General features: G+C 70.6%; 13 protein-coding genes. 8 read left to right on the forward strand and 5 right to left on the reverse strand.

Going from position 1 to position 17,941, the window contains the following annotated elements:
• Positions 1-330 precede the first annotated feature (330 nt).
• The 5 genes from ACWC24_RS35735 (at position 331) to ACWC24_RS35755 (ending at position 9,361) form a co-directional block, all read left to right on the forward strand.
• Entirely contained in the window at positions 331-1,839 is a 1,509-nt protein-coding gene (locus ACWC24_RS35735; protein WP_450667067.1) for a cytochrome ubiquinol oxidase subunit I, read from the forward strand.
• 20 nt (positions 1,840-1,859) lie between these two features.
• Positions 1,860-2,864, forward strand: a complete 1,005-nt coding sequence (gene cydB, locus ACWC24_RS35740; RefSeq protein ID WP_450667068.1) for a cytochrome d ubiquinol oxidase subunit II — start codon at positions 1,860-1,862, stop codon at positions 2,862-2,864.
• 52 nt (positions 2,865-2,916) lie between these two features.
• Positions 2,917-6,423: a thiol reductant ABC exporter subunit CydD gene (gene cydD, locus ACWC24_RS35745; RefSeq protein WP_450667069.1), complete on the forward strand. Its 3,507-nt coding sequence runs from the start codon at positions 2,917-2,919 to the stop codon at positions 6,421-6,423.
• Positions 6,424-6,505: 82 nt separating this feature from the next.
• Complete coding sequence (locus ACWC24_RS35750) at positions 6,506-8,182, forward strand: GAF domain-containing protein (protein WP_450667070.1); 1,677 nt, start codon at positions 6,506-6,508, stop codon at positions 8,180-8,182.
• Between the two features lie 147 nt (positions 8,183-8,329).
• Positions 8,330-9,361, forward strand: coding sequence for a peptidoglycan DD-metalloendopeptidase family protein (locus tag ACWC24_RS35755; RefSeq protein WP_450667071.1), 1,032 nt, complete (start codon positions 8,330-8,332; stop codon positions 9,359-9,361).
• On the opposite strand, the gene ACWC24_RS35760 is transcribed toward ACWC24_RS35755, so the two are convergent.
• The 5 genes from ACWC24_RS35760 to ACWC24_RS35780 form a co-directional block, all read right to left on the reverse strand.
• Positions 9,244-10,131 carry a Cof-type HAD-IIB family hydrolase gene (locus ACWC24_RS35760; protein ID WP_450667072.1) on the reverse strand — a complete coding sequence of 296 codons (888 nt, stop codon included), beginning with the start codon at positions 10,129-10,131 and terminating at the stop codon, positions 9,244-9,246. The genes ACWC24_RS35755 and ACWC24_RS35760 overlap by 118 nt on opposite strands.
• A 61-nt stretch (positions 10,132-10,192) precedes the next feature.
• Positions 10,193-11,089: an LLM class flavin-dependent oxidoreductase gene (locus tag ACWC24_RS35765; RefSeq protein ID WP_450667073.1), complete on the reverse strand. Its 897-nt coding sequence runs from the start codon at positions 11,087-11,089 to the stop codon at positions 10,193-10,195.
• A gap of 10 nt (positions 11,090-11,099) precedes the next feature.
• Positions 11,100-11,972: a DUF72 domain-containing protein gene (locus ACWC24_RS35770; RefSeq protein WP_450667074.1), complete on the reverse strand. Its 873-nt coding sequence runs from the start codon at positions 11,970-11,972 to the stop codon at positions 11,100-11,102.
• A 359-nt stretch (positions 11,973-12,331) separates the two neighbouring features.
• On the reverse strand, positions 12,332-12,880 hold the full coding sequence (locus tag ACWC24_RS35775; RefSeq protein ID WP_450667075.1) for an RNA 2'-phosphotransferase: 549 nt from the start codon (positions 12,878-12,880) through the stop codon (positions 12,332-12,334).
• Positions 12,881-13,066: 186 nt separating this feature from the next.
• Positions 13,067-14,830 (reverse strand): SDR family oxidoreductase, encoded by a 1,764-nt coding sequence (locus ACWC24_RS35780; RefSeq protein ID WP_450667120.1) that lies wholly within the window; start codon positions 14,828-14,830, stop codon positions 13,067-13,069.
• Between the two features lie 291 nt (positions 14,831-15,121).
• Between ACWC24_RS35780 and ACWC24_RS35785 the strand changes: the two genes are divergently transcribed.
• From ACWC24_RS35785 to ACWC24_RS35795, 3 genes are read left to right on the forward strand one after another with little or no spacing between them, the layout of a single operon-like run.
• Positions 15,122-16,123, forward strand: coding sequence for an ABC transporter ATP-binding protein (locus ACWC24_RS35785; protein ID WP_450667121.1), 1,002 nt, complete (start codon positions 15,122-15,124; stop codon positions 16,121-16,123).
• On the forward strand, positions 16,113-17,024 hold the full coding sequence (locus ACWC24_RS35790) for an ABC transporter permease (protein WP_450667076.1): 912 nt from the start codon (positions 16,113-16,115) through the stop codon (positions 17,022-17,024). The genes ACWC24_RS35785 and ACWC24_RS35790 overlap by 11 nt, the downstream gene beginning before the upstream one ends.
• Positions 17,021-17,932, forward strand: coding sequence for an ABC transporter ATP-binding protein (locus ACWC24_RS35795; RefSeq protein WP_450667077.1), 912 nt, complete (start codon positions 17,021-17,023; stop codon positions 17,930-17,932). The genes ACWC24_RS35790 and ACWC24_RS35795 overlap by 4 nt, the downstream gene beginning before the upstream one ends.
• Positions 17,933-17,941: the final 9 nt, after the last annotated feature.

Genomic DNA, 17,941 nt, shown 5'->3' on the forward strand with positions numbered 1-17,941 from the left:
TATTTTTCTTTTGTGGGCGTATGTATCCCGCTGCCACTTTTTGTCACCGGGGCGCGGGGGGCCCATCACTTTGGTGTGGGGTGTCTGTTCCACGTGGAACAGACACCCCTCACGTCGTAAGCGCTCCCAGGTGGGGCCGAATGACCCTGGTGGACCGGGCCAGTGGGACTTCCTTAAGGACCCCCCGGCCCTCACGCGTCGAACGGGTATGCGTCATACTTGCTTGTGAATGTGAACGCGTTCACAAGCGTGTCCCGTTTGCTCCACTAATATGTGCGACAAATGGGGTAAATCTCCGCTGTGTCACGGCAACGTAAGGAGGCTGACGACGTGGAATTGGCTCTGGCGCCGGAGACGCTGGCGCGCTGGCAGTTCGGGATCACCACCGTCTACCACTTCCTCTTCGTCCCCCTGACGATCTCGCTCGCCGCCCTCGTCGCCGGTCTCCAGACCGCCTGGGTGCGCACCGAGAACGAGAAGTACCTCAGGGCGACGAAGTTCTGGGGCAAGCTCTTCCTGATCAACATCGCGATGGGTGTCGTCACCGGCATCGTGCAGGAGTTCCAGTTCGGTATGAACTGGTCGGACTACTCGCGCTTCGTCGGCGACATCTTCGGCGCTCCGCTGGCCTTCGAGGCCCTGATCGCCTTCTTCTTCGAGTCCACCTTCATCGGTCTGTGGATCTTCGGCTGGGACAGACTGCCCAAGAAGATCCATCTGGCCTGCATCTGGATGGTCGCGATCGGAACGATCCTGTCGGCGTACTTCATCCTCGCGGCCAACTCGTGGATGCAGCACCCCGTCGGCTACCGGATCAACAAGGTGAAGGGTCGTGCCGAACTCACCGACTTCTGGCAGGTCCTGACCCAGAACACCGCGCTTGCGCAGGCGTTCCACACGCTCACCGCCTCCTTCCTGACCGGTGGCGCGTTCATGGTCGGCATCGCCGCCTTCCACCTGTTCCGCAAGAAGCACGTCCCCGTGATGAAGACCTCGCTGCGGCTGGGCCTCGTCACCGTGGTCATCGCCGGCCTGCTCACCGCGATCAGCGGTGACACCCTCGGCAAGGTCATGTTCAAGCAGCAGCCGATGAAGATGGCCGCCGCCGAGGCGCTCTGGGACGGCCAGAACTCCGCCCCGTTCTCGGTCTTCGCCTACGGAGACGTCAGCAAGGGCCACAACACCGTCGAGCTGTCCGTTCCGGGAATACTGTCCTTCCTCGCCGACGACGACTTCAACTCGTACGTCCCCGGCATCAACGACACCAACAAGGCCGAGCAGTTGAAGTACGGGCCGGGCGACTACCGGCCCATCATCCCCGTCACCTTCTGGGCGTTCCGCTGGATGATCGGCTTCGGCATGGCGTCCTTCGCCATCGGGCTGGTCGGACTCTGGCTGACCCGCAAGAAGTTCATGCTGGCCCAGCACCTCAGGGTCGGTGAGGACGAGGTGCCGCACCTGGTGCTCTTCAAGAGCAAGGCGCTCAGCCCGCAGCTCGGCAGGCTCTACTGGCTCGTGGCGATCTGGACCCTGGGATTCCCGCTGATCGCCAACTCCTGGGGCTGGATCTTCACCGAGATGGGCCGTCAGCCGTGGGTCGTCTACGGAGTGCTCCAGACCCGGCAGGCGGTCTCCCCCGGTGTCTCCCAGGGCGAGGTGCTCACCTCGATGATCGTCTTCACCGCGCTGTACGCCATCCTCGCCGTCGTCGAGGTCAAGCTGCTGGTGAAGTACATCAAGGCAGGGCCGCCGGAGCTCACCGAGGACGACCTCAACCCGCCCACGAAGATCGGCGGCGATCCCCGTGACGCCGACAAGCCGATGGCCTTCTCGTACTAGGCCGAGGGAGCTGCACAGTCATGGAACTGCACGACGTCTGGTTCGTCCTGATCGCCGTCCTGTGGACCGGCTATTTCTTCCTGGAGGGCTTCGACTTCGGGGTGGGCATCCTCACCAAGCTGCTCGCCCGGGACCGCCCGGAGAGGCGGGTGCTGATCAACACCATCGGGCCCGTCTGGGACGGCAACGAGGTGTGGCTGCTGACGGCGGGCGGCGCGACCTTCGCCGCGTTCCCCGAGTGGTACGCCACGCTGTTCTCCGGTTTCTACCTGCCCCTGCTGATCATCCTGGTCTGCCTGATCGTCCGGGGTGTCGCCTTCGAGTACCGGGCGAAGCGGCCGGAGGAGAACTGGCAGCGCAACTGGGAGACGGCGATCTTCTGGACCTCCCTGATCCCGGCGTTCCTGTGGGGTGTGGCCTTCGGCAACATCGTGCGCGGTGTGAAGATCGACCAGGGCTTCGAGTACGTCGGCAACTTCTGGGATCTGCTCAACCCGTACGCCGTCCTCGGCGGTCTGGTGACGCTGACGCTGTTCACCTTCCACGGCACGGTGTTCACCGCGCTCAAGACCGTCGGGGACATTCGGGAGCGGGCGCGGAAGCTGGCACTCGTGGTCGGTCTGGTGACCGCCGTGCTGGCGGTGGTCTTCCTGCTGTGGACGCAGGTCGACAGCGGGGACGGCAAGAGCCTGGTGGCACTGATCGTGGCCGTGGTGGCCCTCGTGGCGGCTCTCGCGGCGAACCAGGCGGGACGTGAGGGCTGGTCGTTCGCCTTCTCCGGCCTCACCATCGTGGCCGCCGTGGCCATGCTCTTCCTGTCGCTCTTCCCGGACGTCATGCCGTCCTCGCTCAACCCGGACTGGAGCCTCACGGTCACCAACGCCTCGTCGAGCCCGTACACCTTGAAGATCATGACGTGGTGTGCGGCGATCGCCACGCCGATCGTCCTGCTCTATCAGGGCTGGACCTACTGGGTGTTCCGCAAGCGGATCGGCACCCACCACCTCGCCGAAGCCGCTCACTGAGTTCGATCAGGGGTGTGTTTCACGTGAAACACACCCTTCTGGTCTGAAGGGCATGTTTCACGTGAAACCGATCGATCCGCGCCTTCTGCGTTACGCCCGCGCCACACGCGTCTTCCTGGTGGCTGTCGTCAGCCTCGGCGCTCTCGGAGCAGGACTGGTCATCGCACAGGCGATGCTCATCGCCGAGGTGGTGGTCGGCGCGTTCCAGCGCGGGCTGACGGCAGGCGAACTCGGCACGCCCCTGCTGCTGTTGGCGGCCGTCGCCGGCGGACGGGCTCTGGTCTCCTGGCTCACCGAACTGGCGGCCCACCGTGCGAGCGCTGCCGTGAAGTCGGAACTGCGGATGCGGTTGCTGGACCGGGCGGCAGCGCTCGGTCCCGGATGGCTGAGCGGTCAGCGCACCGGATCGCTGGTCGCCCTCGCCACCCGGGGAGTCGACGCCCTCGACGACTACTTCGCCCGCTGTCTGCCGCAGTTGGGTCTTGCCGTGGTCGTACCGGTGGCCGTACTCGCGCGGATCGTCACCGAGGACTGGGTCTCCGCCGCCATCATCGTCGGCACGCTTCCGCTCATCCCCCTGTTCATGATGCTGATCGGCTGGGCCACCCAGTCCCGGATGGACCGGCAGTGGCGGCTGCTGTCCCGGCTCTCGGGACACTTCCTCGACGTGGTCGCGGGACTGCCGACGCTGAAGGTGTTCGGGCGCGCCAAGGCGCAGGCCGACTCGATCCGGCGTATCACCGGCGAGTACCGCCGGGCGACCATGCGCACCCTGCGGATCGCCTTCCTCTCCTCGTTCGCGCTGGAACTGCTCTCCACGCTCTCGGTGGCCCTGGTCGCCGTGACGATCGGTATGCGGCTCGTCCACGGCGAGATGGATCTGTACATCGGTCTGGTCATCCTCGTGCTCGCCCCCGAGGCGTATCTGCCGCTGCGCCAGGTGGGGGCGCAGTACCACGCGGCGGCGGAGGGGCTCGCGGCGGCCGAGGAGATCTTCGCCGTGCTGGAGACCCCTGTGCCGGCGAAGGGAACGGCCGCGGCGCCGACGGGCGGTGTGGCCTTCGAAGGAGTGACGGTCAGGTACCCCGGACGCTCCGAGGACGCCGTGACCGGAGCCGCCTTCGCCGTCGAGGCCGGGGAGACGGTCGCACTCGTGGGGCCGAGCGGTGCGGGCAAGTCGACGCTGCTCCATGCTCTGCTGGGCTTCGTGGACCCGGCCGAGGGACGGATCCTGATCGGCGGCGCCGACCTGGCCGGCCTCGACCTCGCACAGTGGCGGTCCCGGATCGCCTGGGTGCCGCAGCGGCCGCATCTGTACGCCGGGACGATCGCGGAGAACGTGCGGCTGGCCCGCCCCGGAGCGGACGACGAGGCGGTACGCCGGGCGCTGCGGGACGCGGGAGCGCTGGACTTCGTCGACGCCCTTCCGGCCGGGACCGGCACCGTCCTCGGTGAGGACGGCGCGGGTCTGTCCGCCGGACAGCGGCAGCGGCTCGCGCTGGCACGTGCGTTCCTCGCCGACCGGCCCGTGCTGCTGCTCGACGAACCGACCGCGGCGCTCGACGGCGCGACCGAGGCGGAGGTCGTCGAGGCGGTGCGGCGGTTGGCGGTGGGGCGGACCGTGCTCCTCGTCGTGCACCGGCCGGCGCTGCTGGCGGTGGCGGACCGGGTGGTGCGCCTGGAAGCGGCCCAGTCGGCCGTTCCCGGGGCGGCCGGGGCCGGGAACGCTCCGGCACGTCCTGCCGGGACGAGGACGGGGGCGACGTCCGTCGCCGCCGACGACACCCCGGGGCACGTCACGACGAGCACCTGCGGCACCCTGGCCCGGGTGCGTGCCATGGCCGGCGCCCGCCGGGGGCGGCTCGTCCTGGCGCTGTTGCTCGGGGGTCTCGCGCTAGGGAGCGCCGTAGGACTGATGGCCACCTCCGGGTGGCTCATCTCACGGGCCTCGCAGCAGCCGCCCGTGCTGTATCTGATGGTGGCGGTGACGGCGACCCGGGCCTTCGGGATCGGGCGGGCCGTCTTCCGCTATGCCGAGCGGCTGGTGTCGCACGACGCCGTGCTGCGGATGCTGGCCGACACCCGGGTCGCCGTGTACCGGCGGCTTGAGCGGCTGGCGCCGGCCGGGTTGCGCCGGACCCGCCGGGGCGACCTGCTCGCGCGGCTCGTCGTCGATGTCGACGACCTTCAGGACTACTGGCTGCGCTGGCTGCTGCCGGCCGGAGCCGCCGTGCTCGTCTTCGCCGGATCCGTCGCGTTCACGGCCTGGCTGCTGCCCGAGGCGGGCGCCGTGCTCGCGGCCGGACTGCTCGCGGCCGGGGCGGGGGTTCCGCTGGTGACCACTGCCGTGGCCCGGCGCGCGGAACACCGCCTCGCCCCCGCCCGCGGCGTGCTCGCCACCCGGGTGGCCGACCTGCTCACCGGCACCGCGGAGATCACCGTCGCCGGTGCCCTGCCCGCGCGTGCCGAGGAGGTCCGCGGGGCCGACACGGCACTCACCCGGATCGCCTCGCGGGCCGCGGCGGCCACCGCGCTCGGCGACGGGCTGACCGCGCTGCTCTGCGGCCTGACCGTGACCGCCACCGCCGCCGTGGGCGCCCAGGCGGTCGCCGCCGGGCGGCTGGAGGGGGTGGCGATGGCCGTCGTCGTCCTGACGCCGCTGGCCGCCTTCGAGGCCGTCCTCGGGCTGCCGCTCGCCGCACAGTTCCGGCAGCGGGTCCGCAGGAGCGCACAGCGCGTGTACGAGGTCCTCGACGCCCCCGAGCCGGTTCGTGAGCCGGAACGGCCGCGGCAGGCACCGGCGTCGCCGTTCCCGGTCGTCGTGAAGGGGCTGTCCGCCCGGCACACCGGACAGGACCGGGACGCGGTCCGCGGGGTCGACCTCACGCTGGCGCAGGGGCGCCGGATCGCCGTGGTCGGGCCGTCCGGGTCCGGCAAGACGACGCTCGCGCAGGTGCTGCTGCGCTTCCTGGACACGGACGCGGGCTCGTACACGCTGGCGGGTGTGGACGCGCACGCGCTGGACGGCGACGACGTACGGCGCCATGTCGGACTGTGCGCACAGGACGCGCACCTCTTCGACAGCTCGGTGCGCGAGAACCTGCTCCTCGCGAGGAAGGACGCCACCGAGGAAGACCTCCGGGACGCGCTCGTGCGGGCCCGCCTGTGGGACTGGGCGGACAGCCTGCCCGACGGACTGGACACGCTGATCGGAGAACACGGGGCCCGGTTGTCCGGTGGGCAGCGGCAGCGGCTCGCGCTGGCCCGGGCGCTCCTCGCCGACTTCCCCGTGCTCGTGCTCGACGAGCCCGCCGAGCATCTCGACCTGGCGACGGCCGACGCGCTCACCGCCGATCTGCTGGCCGCCACCGAGGGCCGTACGACCCTGTTGATCACTCATCGGCTGGCCGGTCTCGAAGCCGTGGACGAGGTGCTCGTACTGGACGAGGGACGGGTGGTGCAGCGCGGGACCTATGCGGAACTCGCGGCCACGGCCGGACCGCTGCGCGGCATGGTGCGACGGGAGGCGGAGTCGGAGCTCCTGGTGGCCGCGGGGTGACCGACCGGTCGGAGGCCTCCGTGCGGTGATCGGCCGATATTCTCGACTTTCGGTACAAAAGGGGACTCATTAGGCTCGGGGCATGTCCACCGCGTCGTCCCGCGAACCCCTGACCGGGCCGTCGGCCGAAGCGACGGGCCGGGTCCTGCGGCTGCTGGAGGCCATGCGGTCCGTCGCCAGGGGGCTGGAGCTGCACTCCACCCTGGACCGCATCTGCGAGACGGCGGCCGACCTGACGGGAGCCCGGTACGCGGCCATCGGTGTCATCGCCGAGGACGGTGAGGGACTCTCCGACTTCGTGCACCACGGGTTCGACGAGGCGACCGCCCGCCGGATCGGACGGCGGCCCGACGGGCGCAGAGGGCTGCTGGGCGCGCTGATCCGCGACCCGGAACCGGTCCGGCTCGCGGACCTCGCCACGGACCCGCGCTCCTGCGGCTTCCCTGCGCACCATCCGCCGATGCGCGCCTTCCTCGGGGTCCCCATCCGCGTCCACGGCGCCGTCTTCGGCAACCTCTATCTGACCGAGAAGCGCGGTGGCGGGCCCTTCCACGACGACGACCTCGACGTGGTCCGGGTGCTGGCCATGGAGGCGGGCATCGCGGTGGGCAACGCCCGCCTGTACGGGGCCGCGCAGCAGCGCGAGCGCTGGATCGACGGTTCGGTCGCCGTCACCACCGCCCTGCTGTCCGGCGGTGACGCCGACGACGCCCTCCAGGTCGTCGCCGAACAGGCCCGCCGGCTGTCCGGATCGGCCGTCGGCGCGGTGCTGCTGCCCGCCGACGAAGGGGGTCTGGAGATCGTCGCCGTGGCCTCCCGCTCACCGTCGACCCTGCTGGGAGTGGTCATCCCGCCGGAGAACCGGGTCGTCGCCGAACTCCTCGACGGACAGCCGGTCTTCATCGACGACGCGGCCACCGATCCACGCCTGTCCACCGGGTCCATTCACGGCTACGGGCCGACGATGATGCTGCCCCTGAAGAGCGACGGGCGCGTTCTCGGGGCCCTCGTCACACCACGCGACCGCGGGGAGCGGCCGTTCACACGGAGCGAGCGCACCCTCGCGGCGCAGTTCGCCGCGCAGGCCGCGCTCGCCCTGATGATGGCGGAGGCACAGCGCGACCGGGAGCGGCTCGCGGTGTACGAGGACCGCGAGCGCATCGCCCACGATCTGCACGATCTCGTCGTCCAGCGGCTGTTCGCGGCGGGGGCGATGCTGGAGCGCGCCCGGCGCGGGTCCGCCGTGCCCGAGGTGCGGGAGCGGGTCGGCAGGGCCGCGGTCGAGCTCGACGTCACCATCCAGGAGATCCGCAGCGTGGTGTTCGCGCTCCGGCAGGACCTCGGTACGGCAGCGTCGGGGTTGCGCACGCGCGTGCTGCGAGAGATCAGCACGGCCGCCGTACCGCTCGGGTTCAGGCCCGCGCACCGATTCGTCGGTGAGGTCGACGGCCTGGTCGGCGACCTCACCGGGACGAACCTCGTCGCCGCGCTGCGGGAGGCGCTCTCCAACGCCTTCCGGCATGCCGGGGCCGCACGGATCGATGTCGTCGTCGACGCGACGGTGTCCCTGCCGGACGGCCGGCCCGGCGTTCGGCTGACGGTCGCGGACGACGGTGTCGGAATCCCCGAGGGGGGTCGGCGCAGCGGCCTGTGCAATCTCGCGCGGCGCGCCGAGTCGCTCGGCGGCGGCAGCCGGTACGGGCCGGGCATCGGGCCCGGCGGCCGCGGCACGACGCTGGTGTGGGAGGCACCGTACTGAGCCCGAACCGGCAGCCGTCCGTGCCGGGCCGTCCGTACCGGGCCGTCCGTGCCGGGCTTTCCGTACTGAGCCGTCCGGGGCGACGGGTCCCCCGTGCGTACGACTTGAACAGGACCGGGCCCCCTCGGCCCGGTGATGATCACTGACATGCGCTCATCTCGCCGTCGGCCGCTGCTGGTTCCGGTACTGCTGTGCGCGCTGGCGGTGCTCGTGGCGCACTCCACGGGAGCCGACGGCGATGCCGGGGAGGTCCGGGGCGTCCAGGGCCCGGGTGCGGAGGTGGCGCGACTGTACGAGGCGGACGCGGCGGTGGCACGGCAGTACGAGGCGGGGCGGCACGAGGCCGAGGAGCTGCTGGCGGCGGTGCGGCGGGCCGGGCTGCTCCTGGACCGTGAACGCCGGGCAGGCGACGACGCGATCGTCAGTGGCCGGCGGGCCGAGGCGCGGCTGGTGGCCGACCGGGCGACGGCCACCGCGCGCTGGCGGCTGGCGCGGAAGCGCAACCGCGTACTGGCCGAGGTGAGGAGGAGCATCGGGGCGAAGCTGGACGAGGCCCGAGCACGGTTGCAGGCGCAGGCCGCCGCCTCGGTCGCCGCGGGCAGCTGCGGCGGCACGGTCCGGCTCGGCCGGCCGGCGAAGAGCGTCACGAGCGCGTGGGTGGCGCCCGTGGCGGAGTACGAGCTGTCCGCGCGCTTCGGCAGTCGTGGCGAGCGGTGGGCGCATCGGCACACCGGGCAGGACTTCGCCGTGCCGATCGGCACCCCGGTCCGGGCCGTCGGCGCGGGCCGGGTGGTGAAGGTCGCCTGCGGGGGCGCCTTCGGCATCCAGGTCGTCATCCGCCACGACGACGGCTACCGCACCCGGTACGCCCATCTGGCCGCCGTCGCCGTCGACCCGGGCGAACGGGTGACGACCGGCCAGTGGATCGGTCAGTCGGGCACCACCGGCAACTCCACCGGCCCGCACCTGCACTTCGAGGTGCGGGCCGGTACGGAGTCGGACTCGGCGCTGGACCCGGTGCCCTGGCTCGAAGGCCGCGGGGTGCCGGTGGAGCCGCTTCGTCAGATCCGCTCCGCCAGCATCCGTTCGATCACGACCGCCACTCCGTCCTCGTTGTTGGCGACCGTCCGTCCGGAGGCCGCGGCGACCACGGCCGGGTGGGCGTTGCCCATGGCGTAGGACCGACCCGCCCAGGTCAGCATCTCGACGTCGTTGGGCATGTCCCCGAAGGCGACGACCTCCTCGGGGGAGATGCCGCGCTCCGCACAGCACAGAGCGAGGGTGCTGGCCTTGGAGACGCCGGGGCCGCTGATCTCCAGCAGGGCGCTCGGGCTGGAGCGGGTGACGCTGGCGCGCGTGCCGATCGCGAGGCGGCCGACGTCGAGGAAGTCGTCGGGATCGAGGTCGGGGTGGTAGGCGAGGATCTTCAGCACCGGCTCGCCGGCACAGGGGCCGTCGGGCGCCAGCAGGTCCTCGGCCGGGGCGAGATGGTCGGGGAGCTCCATGTGCAGCTTCGGATAGGCGGGCTCCTGGTAGAAGCCGTAGGTCTGCTCGACGGCAACCACCGTGCCGGGGGCCGCGTCGCGCAGGAGCTGTACGGCGTCCAGCGCGTTCTGCCGCGCCAGCTCCCGTACCTTCACGAACCGGTGCATGCCGGGGCCGCCGTGCAGGTCGACCACGGCGGCACCGTTTCCGCAGATCGCCAGGCCGTGCCCGTGGACGTGGGCGCTGACGACGTCCATCCAGCGGGCCGGGCGGCCGGTGACGAAGAAGACCTCGATGCCCGCCTCCTCGGCGGCGGTGAGGGCGGCGACCGTGCGCGGCGACACCGACTTGTCGTCGCGCAGCAGGGTGCCGTCGAGATCGGTGGCGATCAGCCGTGGCGGAACGGCGGCGGCCGGGGTCGCGGATTCTCTGGTCGCTGAGGTCACCGGGTCATTCTCGCGCATATGCCCGCACAGGCGTGCCGGTGTGCATACGGATGAGACACAGATGACGTGGTGCCGCGGCTCAGCCCAGCTGCGCCGGGGCCTCCATGGCGATCCGTTCGAAGACCTTCATGTCCGCGGCGAAGTCCGATTCGGGGATGGGCCAGTGGATGACCAGCTCCGTGAAGCCCAGCTCCTGATGCCGGCCGGCGAAGTCCACGAAGGCGTCGAGCGACTCCAGCGGACGGCCGCGGTCCGGCGTGAAGCCGGTGAGCAGGATCTTGTCCAGCTCGTCCTCGCCCCGGCCCAGCTCGGCGCAGGCGTCGGCCAGCTTGTCGGCCTGGCCACGGAGGGCGCGAAGGGACTCCTCGGGGGTGCCGTTCTCGTACAGCTTGGGGTCGCCGGTGGTCACCCATGCCTGTCCGTACTGCGCGGCGAGCTTCAGTCCGCGCGGGCCGGTGGCGGCCACGGCGAAGGGCAGCCGCGGGCGCTGTACGCATCCGGGGATGTTGCGCGCTTCGTGCGCCGAGTAGAAGTCGCCCTCGTGCGACACCGAGTCCTCGGTGAGGAGGCGGTCGAGCAGGGGGATGAACTCGGCCAGCCGGTCGGCGCGCTCGCGCGGGGTCCAGGGCTCCTGTCCGAGGGCGGTGGCGTCGAATCCGGTGCCGCCCGCGCCGATGCCGAGGGTCACCCGGCCGGCGGAGACGTCGTCCAGGGAGATGAGTTCCTTGGCGAGGGTCACCGGGTGCCGGAAGTTCGGCGAGGTCACCAGGGTGCCCAGACGCAGTCGCTCGGTCACGGCCGCGGCGGCCGTCAGCGTCGGGATCGCGCCGAACCAGGGGCCGTCCCGGAAGGTGCGCCAGGACAGATGGTCGTAGGTGAATGCGGTGTGGAAGCCCAGCTCCTCGGCGCGTCGCCACTTGTCGCGGCCCTCGTCGCGCCAGCGGTCGATCGGCAGAATCACAGTGCTCAGTCGCATGAGGTCGACTCTACGAGAGACCGAGCAGGTGTTGCATCGACTGCGCGGCGCGGACGGCGGCGTCACCGCAGCAATTGTTGAACAAAACGTGGACTTCCTGCGCCTGCTCGGCCATCTCGCGGATGCGCGGTGTCCACTCGGAGAGCTCTTCGAGTGTGTACGAGTGACGGAACCTCTCTTCCTTGGTGCCGGTCCTCCAGGCGCTGCTGCGACCGTGGAAACGCACCAGGGCGAATTCCGGGGTGGTGACCCGTGCGACCGGTGGCATGGAAGCAGGAAGGGTCTGCACCGTGTCCACGGCCACGGCTGCCGTGTCCAGGTCCGTCAGCAGGGCGGTCGTCGCATCGACGCGTTCCTCGCGCCACCAGTCGGGGTGCCGGAACTCCACGGCCATCGGCCATCCCGCGGCGCGCTCACGGCACCGGCGCAGAAACTCCACCGCCGGCCTCCCCGGTACGAACCGGTGTGAGAACTGGAAAACCAGCGTCCCCAGGCGGCCGTATTCGCGGAGCGGTTCGAGAGCCCCGCTGTACCGGTCCCACACATCGTCGAGCAGTCCAGGATCGGTACCTGGCCGTCCCCGTTGCCGCGCGAAGGCCGGGCGCAGGTCCGCGGGCAGTGCTTCCGGTCGTGTCGGATGCCCGGTGAGCAGGGAGAACGCTTTCACGTCGAACCGGAACCCCGCAGGGGTGCGGTCGATCCACAGAAGACTGTTGTGGGTACTGGGCAGTCCGTAGTAGGTGGAGTCCACCTCTGCCACCGGGAACTGTGTGGCGTAGTGCCGCAGCCTGCCCTCCGCGTTGCGGTGACCTGTCGGGTACCACCCGCTGGACACCAACGCCTTGTCCGTCCACGAGCAGGTTCCGACCCGGATCTCTCCCATTCCGTCTGCCTTCCCCGTATGCGGCGACGGATTCGTCCGGTACATGGTCTTTTTGTGTGACTCGTTGTCGGGAGCGGCGCGCTCGGCCGCCGACCGGGAGGGAAGAACCGTCCCTCATCAGAGAAAGTCCCTCGGCGTCGCCGCTCGATACGGCACCTGACGTGGTCCGCGCCGTGCCGCTCGGATAGCTGTCCGACTGGGCTCGTGGAAGCCGATGCCGGAGACGGACGGAGTGCCAGATCTTGCCGCGGTCGGCGGAGACCCGGGCGCGGAGTGCTCGGCTCGGCGGGCAGCAGTCCGTCCGGGGCATGCGCCAGCACCTGTGTCCGTTTCACGTGAAACAGTCACCACACCCGCCTTCAGCGCGGCTGGGGAAACCGTAGATACCGCGGAGGTACGGCCTTCGTCAGCCACACTCCGTTCGCACTGACCTGGAAGACATGGCCGTCGCGGTGCATCGCGGCGGCGTCCACGGAGAGCACGACGGGCCGTCCGCGGCGGGCACCGACGCGGGTCGCCGTCTCGCGGTCGGCCGAGAGGTGTACGTCGTGCCGGTTCATGGGCCGCAGGCCCTCGGCGCGGATCGCGTCCAGACGGAGGGCCACGGTTCCGTGGAAGAGGTACGGCGGTGGAGTCGTCGGCGGCAGTCCGAGGTCGACCTCGACGCTGTGGCCCTGGCTCGCCCGGATCCGGGTGCCCTCGATCGCGAAACGCTTCTTGTCGTTCACGGCGACCACATGGTCCAGCTCGTCCCGGGTGAAGCGGAATCCGTGGGTGGCGGCTGCCGTCATCAGGGTCTCGATCTCGACCCAGCCCCCGTCGTCGAGGGTCAGACCGATGCGCTCGGGCTGATGGCGCAAGTGTTTCGAAAGGTACTTCGACACCTTCACGGTGCGTCTTTCATCCATTCCGACAGCATGGCGCGCGAGACGCGGATCACGCACTTTGTTTTGCGGTGGAGGTTTGGTCCACAGCCAACTCTAGTTATCCACAGATGAATTGAGCGATCTGTGGACAACTGCTTGTCGATTCGCGTGGTTTCGTCAAGATCGACTGATGTGGAGCGGTGCGCGGGAGGCAGGCGCCCCCGGCGGTCAGACCGGCGGTCTCACCCGGGCCAGTGCCCGCAGCGCCCCGGGCGCCCATCGCGTCAGCAGGCGCGCGCCCTGTGCCTCCGGGGTCACCGCGACCACCGCCTCGTCGCGTACCACCGCGCGCAGGATCGCCTCGGCGACCTTCTCCGGCGGGTAGTTGCGCAGTCCGTACAGACGCGCGGCCCGCTGCCGTCGGCGCCGCTGTTCCTGCGCGTCCACGCCCGCGAAGGTCGCCGTCGAGGTGATGCCGGTGTTGACGATGCCGGGGCAGACGGCCGTCACGCCGATGTCCTGCCCGGCCAGTTCTGCGCGCAGGCACTCGCTGAGCATCAGGACCGCCGCCTTGGAGGTGCTGTAGGCGGGCAGGGCCCGGGAGGGCTGATAGGCCGCCGCGGACGCGGTGTTGACGATGTGGCCGCCCTGGCCGCGCTCGGCCATCTGCCGGCCGAAGAGGCGGCAGCCGTGGATGACGCCCCACAGGTTGACGTCCAGGACCTTGCGCCAGTCGTCCGGTGTCGTCGCGAAGAAGGAGCCCGACAGGCCGATGCCGGCGTTGTTCACCAGCACGTCGACCACGCCGTGCTCGGCGGCGACCCGCTCGGCGAGCTTCTCCATGGCCTGCTCGTCGGAGACGTCGACCGTCTCGGCCCAGGCGCCCGGGGCGCCGGCCGACCGGGCCAGTTCGGCGGTGCGCGCCGCCGTCTTTCCGTCCCGGTCGACGGCCACCACGCGCGCGCCGCACTCGGCGAACGCGAGCGCAGTCGCCCGTCCGATGCCGCTGCCCGCGCCGGTGACCAGGACGAGCTGCCCGCCGAAGCGGTCGGAGTACCGGCCGGTGGCCCGCCGTTCCTGGCGCCCGCTCTCCACCTCGGTCGCGAACTCGGTGATCCAGGCGGCGAGCTGATCGGGCCGGGTGCGGGGGATCCAGTGCCCCGCGGGGAGGGTGCGCCGGATCAGCCGTGGAACCCACTGCTCCAGTTCGTCGTAGAGCCGCTGCGACAGGAACGCGTCCCCGAGGGGCGTCACGAGCTGCACGGGCGCGTGCGCGCGGGCGTCCGGGCGGGGGCTGCGCAGCCTGGCCCGGACGTTGTCCCGGTACAGCCAGGCGCCGTGTGCGGCGTCCGAGGACAGCGACGAGGTCGGGTAGTCGCCCGCCGGGACCTTCTCCAGGCGGCGCAGGAGCGTCGGCCAGCTTCTGCCGAGCGGTCCGCGCCAGGCCATTTCCGGCAGCGCGGGTGTGTGCAGCAGGTACACGTACCAGGACCTGGCGCCCTGGCCGAGGAGCTGGCCCACCCGGCGGGGCGTCGGCCGCTTCACCCGCGACTTGATCCAGTGCCCGAAGTGGTCGAGCGACGGCCCGGACATCGAGGTGAAGGACGCGATCCGGCCCTCGGTGCGGCCTACCGTGACGAACTCCCAGGCCTGCACCGACCCCCAGTCGTGCCCGACCAGGTGCACCGGCCGGTCCGGGCTGACCGCGTCCACGACCGCCAGGAAGTCGTCCGTCAGCTTCTCCAGGGTGAAGCCGCCGCGCAGCGGGCGCGGTGCCGTGGAGCGGCCGTGCCCCCGGACGTCGTACAGGACCACATGGAAGCGGTAGCGGTCGGCGAGCCGGACGGCGACCTCCGACCAGACCTCCTTGCTGTCCGGATAGCCGTGCACCAGGACCACCGTCGGCTGCCCGGGGTCGCCCAGCTCGGCCACGCACAACTCGACCCCGCCGGTCCGCACCCGACGCTCCCGCGCGTCCTTCAGCATCGTCACCCGTGTCACCCGTGCCACTCGCGTCACCTGTCCTTCGCCCAGCGCCGCAGGCGCGGTAGTCCGTCGTCCAGCCGGAAGGTGCTGCACCGGCGAATCTCGCAGTTGTTAGAGAAATCGTCAATAGGGCCGACGGGCGGGTGGACCTGCCCGCCCGGGGGAAGGGATCGGGCCCGGCGGAGGGGCGACCTCAGGGTGACCCTGAGATTCCCGTACGACTCCAGACCGACATCAAGACAGCTCTGCGGGGTGACGATCCGCGTGGCACGCGTCACTACTGTCGACGACGTGACTGTGATCGTGACCGAAAGCCTGAGCAAGCGGTTCCCCCGGGTGACCGCGCTTGACCGGCTCTCCGTGGACGTCGGCCCGGGTGTGACCGGGCTCGTCGGAGCCAACGGAGCCGGCAAGTCCACACTGATCAAGATCCTGCTGGGTCTGTCCCCCGCCACCGAGGGCCGCGCCGAGGTGTTCGGCCTCGACGTCGCCACCGAAGGCGCCGCCATCCGGGAGCGCGTCGGCTACATGCCGGAGCACGACTGCCTGCCGCCCGACGTCTCGGCCACCGAGTTCGTCGTGCACATGGCCCGCATGTCCGGCCTGCCGCCCACCGCCGCGCGCGAGCGCACCGCGGACACCCTGCGCCACGTCGGGCTGTACGAGGAGCGCTACCGCCCGATCGGCGGCTACTCCACCGGCATGAAGCAGCGAGTGAAACTCGCCCAGGCCCTGGTCCACGACCCGCAGCTGGTCTTCCTTGACGAGCCGACCAACGGCCTCGACCCGGTCGGCCGCGACGACATGCTCGGCCTGATCCGCCGCATCCACACGGACTTCGGCATCTCGGTCCTGGTCACCTCGCACCTCCTCGGCGAACTGGAACGCACCTGCGACCACGTCGTCGTCATCGACGGCGGCAAACTGCTGCGCTCCAGCTCCACCACGGACTTCACCCAGACCACCACCACGCTCGCCATCGAGGTCACGGACACCGACGAGCACCCCGACGGCACCCGCGCGGTGCGCGAGGCACTGCACGCGCGCGGCGCGGAGGTCGTCGACGGCAGCGGCGGACTGCCCGGCGCCGGCCACGTCCTGCTGCTCACCGCCCAGGGCGAGCAGACCTACGACCTGGTCCGCGACGTCGTCGCCGACCTCGGGCTCGGCCTGGTGCGCATGGAACAGCGCAGACACCACATCTCCGAGGTCTTCAAGAACGACACGGACGACGCGAAGGCCACGGACGCCACGGACAGCGACACACAGCGCAAGGAGGCGGTCGGCCATGACGGTTGAGCACCCCGTCGCACCCGTCCCGGCGGGTGACCAGACCCGTATCCACGACATCGGCTACCGCAGCTACGACGGCCCGCGCCTGGGCCGCGCCTACGCCCGCCGCTCCCTGTACTCGCAGTCCCTGCGCGGCGCGTACGGCCTGGGCCGCTCGGTGAAGTCCAAGGTGCTGCCGATGCTGCTGTTCGTGGTGATGTGCGTGCCCGCGGCCATCATGGTCGCCGTCGCCGTCTTCACCAAGGCCAAGGACCTGCCGCTGGACTACACGCGCTACGCGATCGTCATGCAGGCCGTCATCAGCCTGTACGTCGCCTCGCAGGCACCCCAGTCCGTCTCGCGCGACCTGCGCTTCAAGACCGTCCCGCTGTACTTCTCGCGACCGATCGAGACCTCCGACTACGTCCTCGCGAAGTACGCGGCACTGGCTTCGGCGCTGTTCGCCCTCACCGCCGCCCCGCTGCTCGTGCTGTACGTCGGCGCGCTGCTGGCCAAGCTCGACTTCGGCGACCAGACCCAGGGATTTGCCCAGGGACTCCTCGCCGTCGCCCTGCTGTCGGTGCTGTTCGCCGGCATCGGCCTGGTCATCGCCGCGCTGACCCCGCGCCGCGGCTTCGGCATCGCCGCCGTCATCGCCGTACTGACCATCTCCTACGGCGCGGTCTCCACCCTCCAGGCGATCGCCGACGTCCAGGACAGCGCGAACGTCATCCCCTGGGTCGGCCTGTTCTCACCCATCACCCTCATCGACGGGGTGCAGTCCGCGTTCCTCGGCGCGACCTCGTCGTTCCCCGGCGGCGTCGGCCCCTCGCACGGGCAGGGCGTGGTGTACGTCCTCGCCGTTCTGGGCCTGAGCGCCGCCTGCTACGGCCTTCTGATGCGCCGCTACCGAAAGGCCGGACTGTGACCACGCTCAGCATCGACCACGTCTCCCGCTGGTTCGGCAACGTGGTCGCCGTCAACGACATCACCATGACCATCGGTCCGGGCGTCACCGGTCTGCTCGGCCCCAACGGCGCCGGGAAGTCCACCCTCATCAACATGATGGGCGGCTTCCTCGCCCCCTCCACCGGGTCCGTCACCCTCGACGGCCGGCCGGTGTGGCGCAACGAGCAGATCTACCGGCAGATCGGCATCGTCCCCGAACGCGAGGCGATGTACGACTTCCTCACCGGGCGCGAGTTCGTCGTCGCCAACGCCGAACTGCACGGACTGGGCGACAAGGCCGCCCGGCAGGCGCTGGCCACCGTCGAGATGGAGTACGCCCAGGACCGGAAGATCTCCACCTACTCCAAGGGCATGCGCCAGCGCGTGAAGATGGCCTCCGCGCTGGTCCACGAGCCGTCCCTGCTCCTGCTCGACGAGCCGTTCAACGGCATGGACCCGCGCCAGCGCATGCAGCTCATGGACCTGCTGCGGCGCATGGGCGACGAGGGCCGCACGGTGCTGTTCTCCTCCCACATCCTGGAGGAGGTCGAGCAACTCGCCTGGCACATCGAGGTGATCGTGGCCGGCCGGCACGCGGCGAGCGGCGACTTCCGCCGCATCCGCCGGCTGATGACCGACCGCCCGCACCGCTATCTGGTCCGCTCCAGCGACGACCGAGCCCTCGCGGCCGCGCTGATCGCCGACCCGTCGACGTCCGGCATCGAGGTCGACCTCGCCGAGGGCGCGCTGCGCGTCCAGGCCGTCGACTTCGGCCGCTTCACGGCCCTGCTGCCCAAGGTGGCCAGGGAGCACGGCATCCGGCTGCTCACGGTCTCGCCGTCCGACGAGTCCCTCGAGTCCGTCTTCTCGTATCTCGTCGCGGCGTAGGAGGCCGAA

The organism is Streptomyces sp. NPDC001443, assembly GCF_053597355.1.

Bases quoted from the DNA above. Each gene is read 5' to 3' on its own strand.
- cydD (WP_450667069.1), top strand. From the start codon at position 2,917: ATGTTTCACGTGAAACCGATCGATCCGCGCCTTCTGCGTTACGCCCGC.
- ACWC24_RS35750 (WP_450667070.1), top strand. From the start codon at position 6,506: ATGTCCACCGCGTCGTCCCGCGAACCCCTGACCGGGCCGTCGGCCGAA.
- ACWC24_RS35775 (WP_450667075.1), bottom strand. From the start codon at position 12,880: ATGGATGAAAGACGCACCGTGAAGGTGTCGAAGTACCTTTCGAAACAC.
- ACWC24_RS35765 (WP_450667073.1), bottom strand. From the start codon at position 11,089: ATGCGACTGAGCACTGTGATTCTGCCGATCGACCGCTGGCGCGACGAG.
- ACWC24_RS35755 (WP_450667071.1), top strand. From the start codon at position 8,330: ATGCGCTCATCTCGCCGTCGGCCGCTGCTGGTTCCGGTACTGCTGTGC.
- ACWC24_RS35790 (WP_450667076.1), top strand. From the start codon at position 16,113: ATGACGGTTGAGCACCCCGTCGCACCCGTCCCGGCGGGTGACCAGACC.
- cydB (WP_450667068.1), top strand. From the start codon at position 1,860: ATGGAACTGCACGACGTCTGGTTCGTCCTGATCGCCGTCCTGTGGACC.
- ACWC24_RS35770 (WP_450667074.1), bottom strand. From the start codon at position 11,972: ATGGGAGAGATCCGGGTCGGAACCTGCTCGTGGACGGACAAGGCGTTG.
- ACWC24_RS35760 (WP_450667072.1), bottom strand. From the start codon at position 10,131: ATGCGCGAGAATGACCCGGTGACCTCAGCGACCAGAGAATCCGCGACC.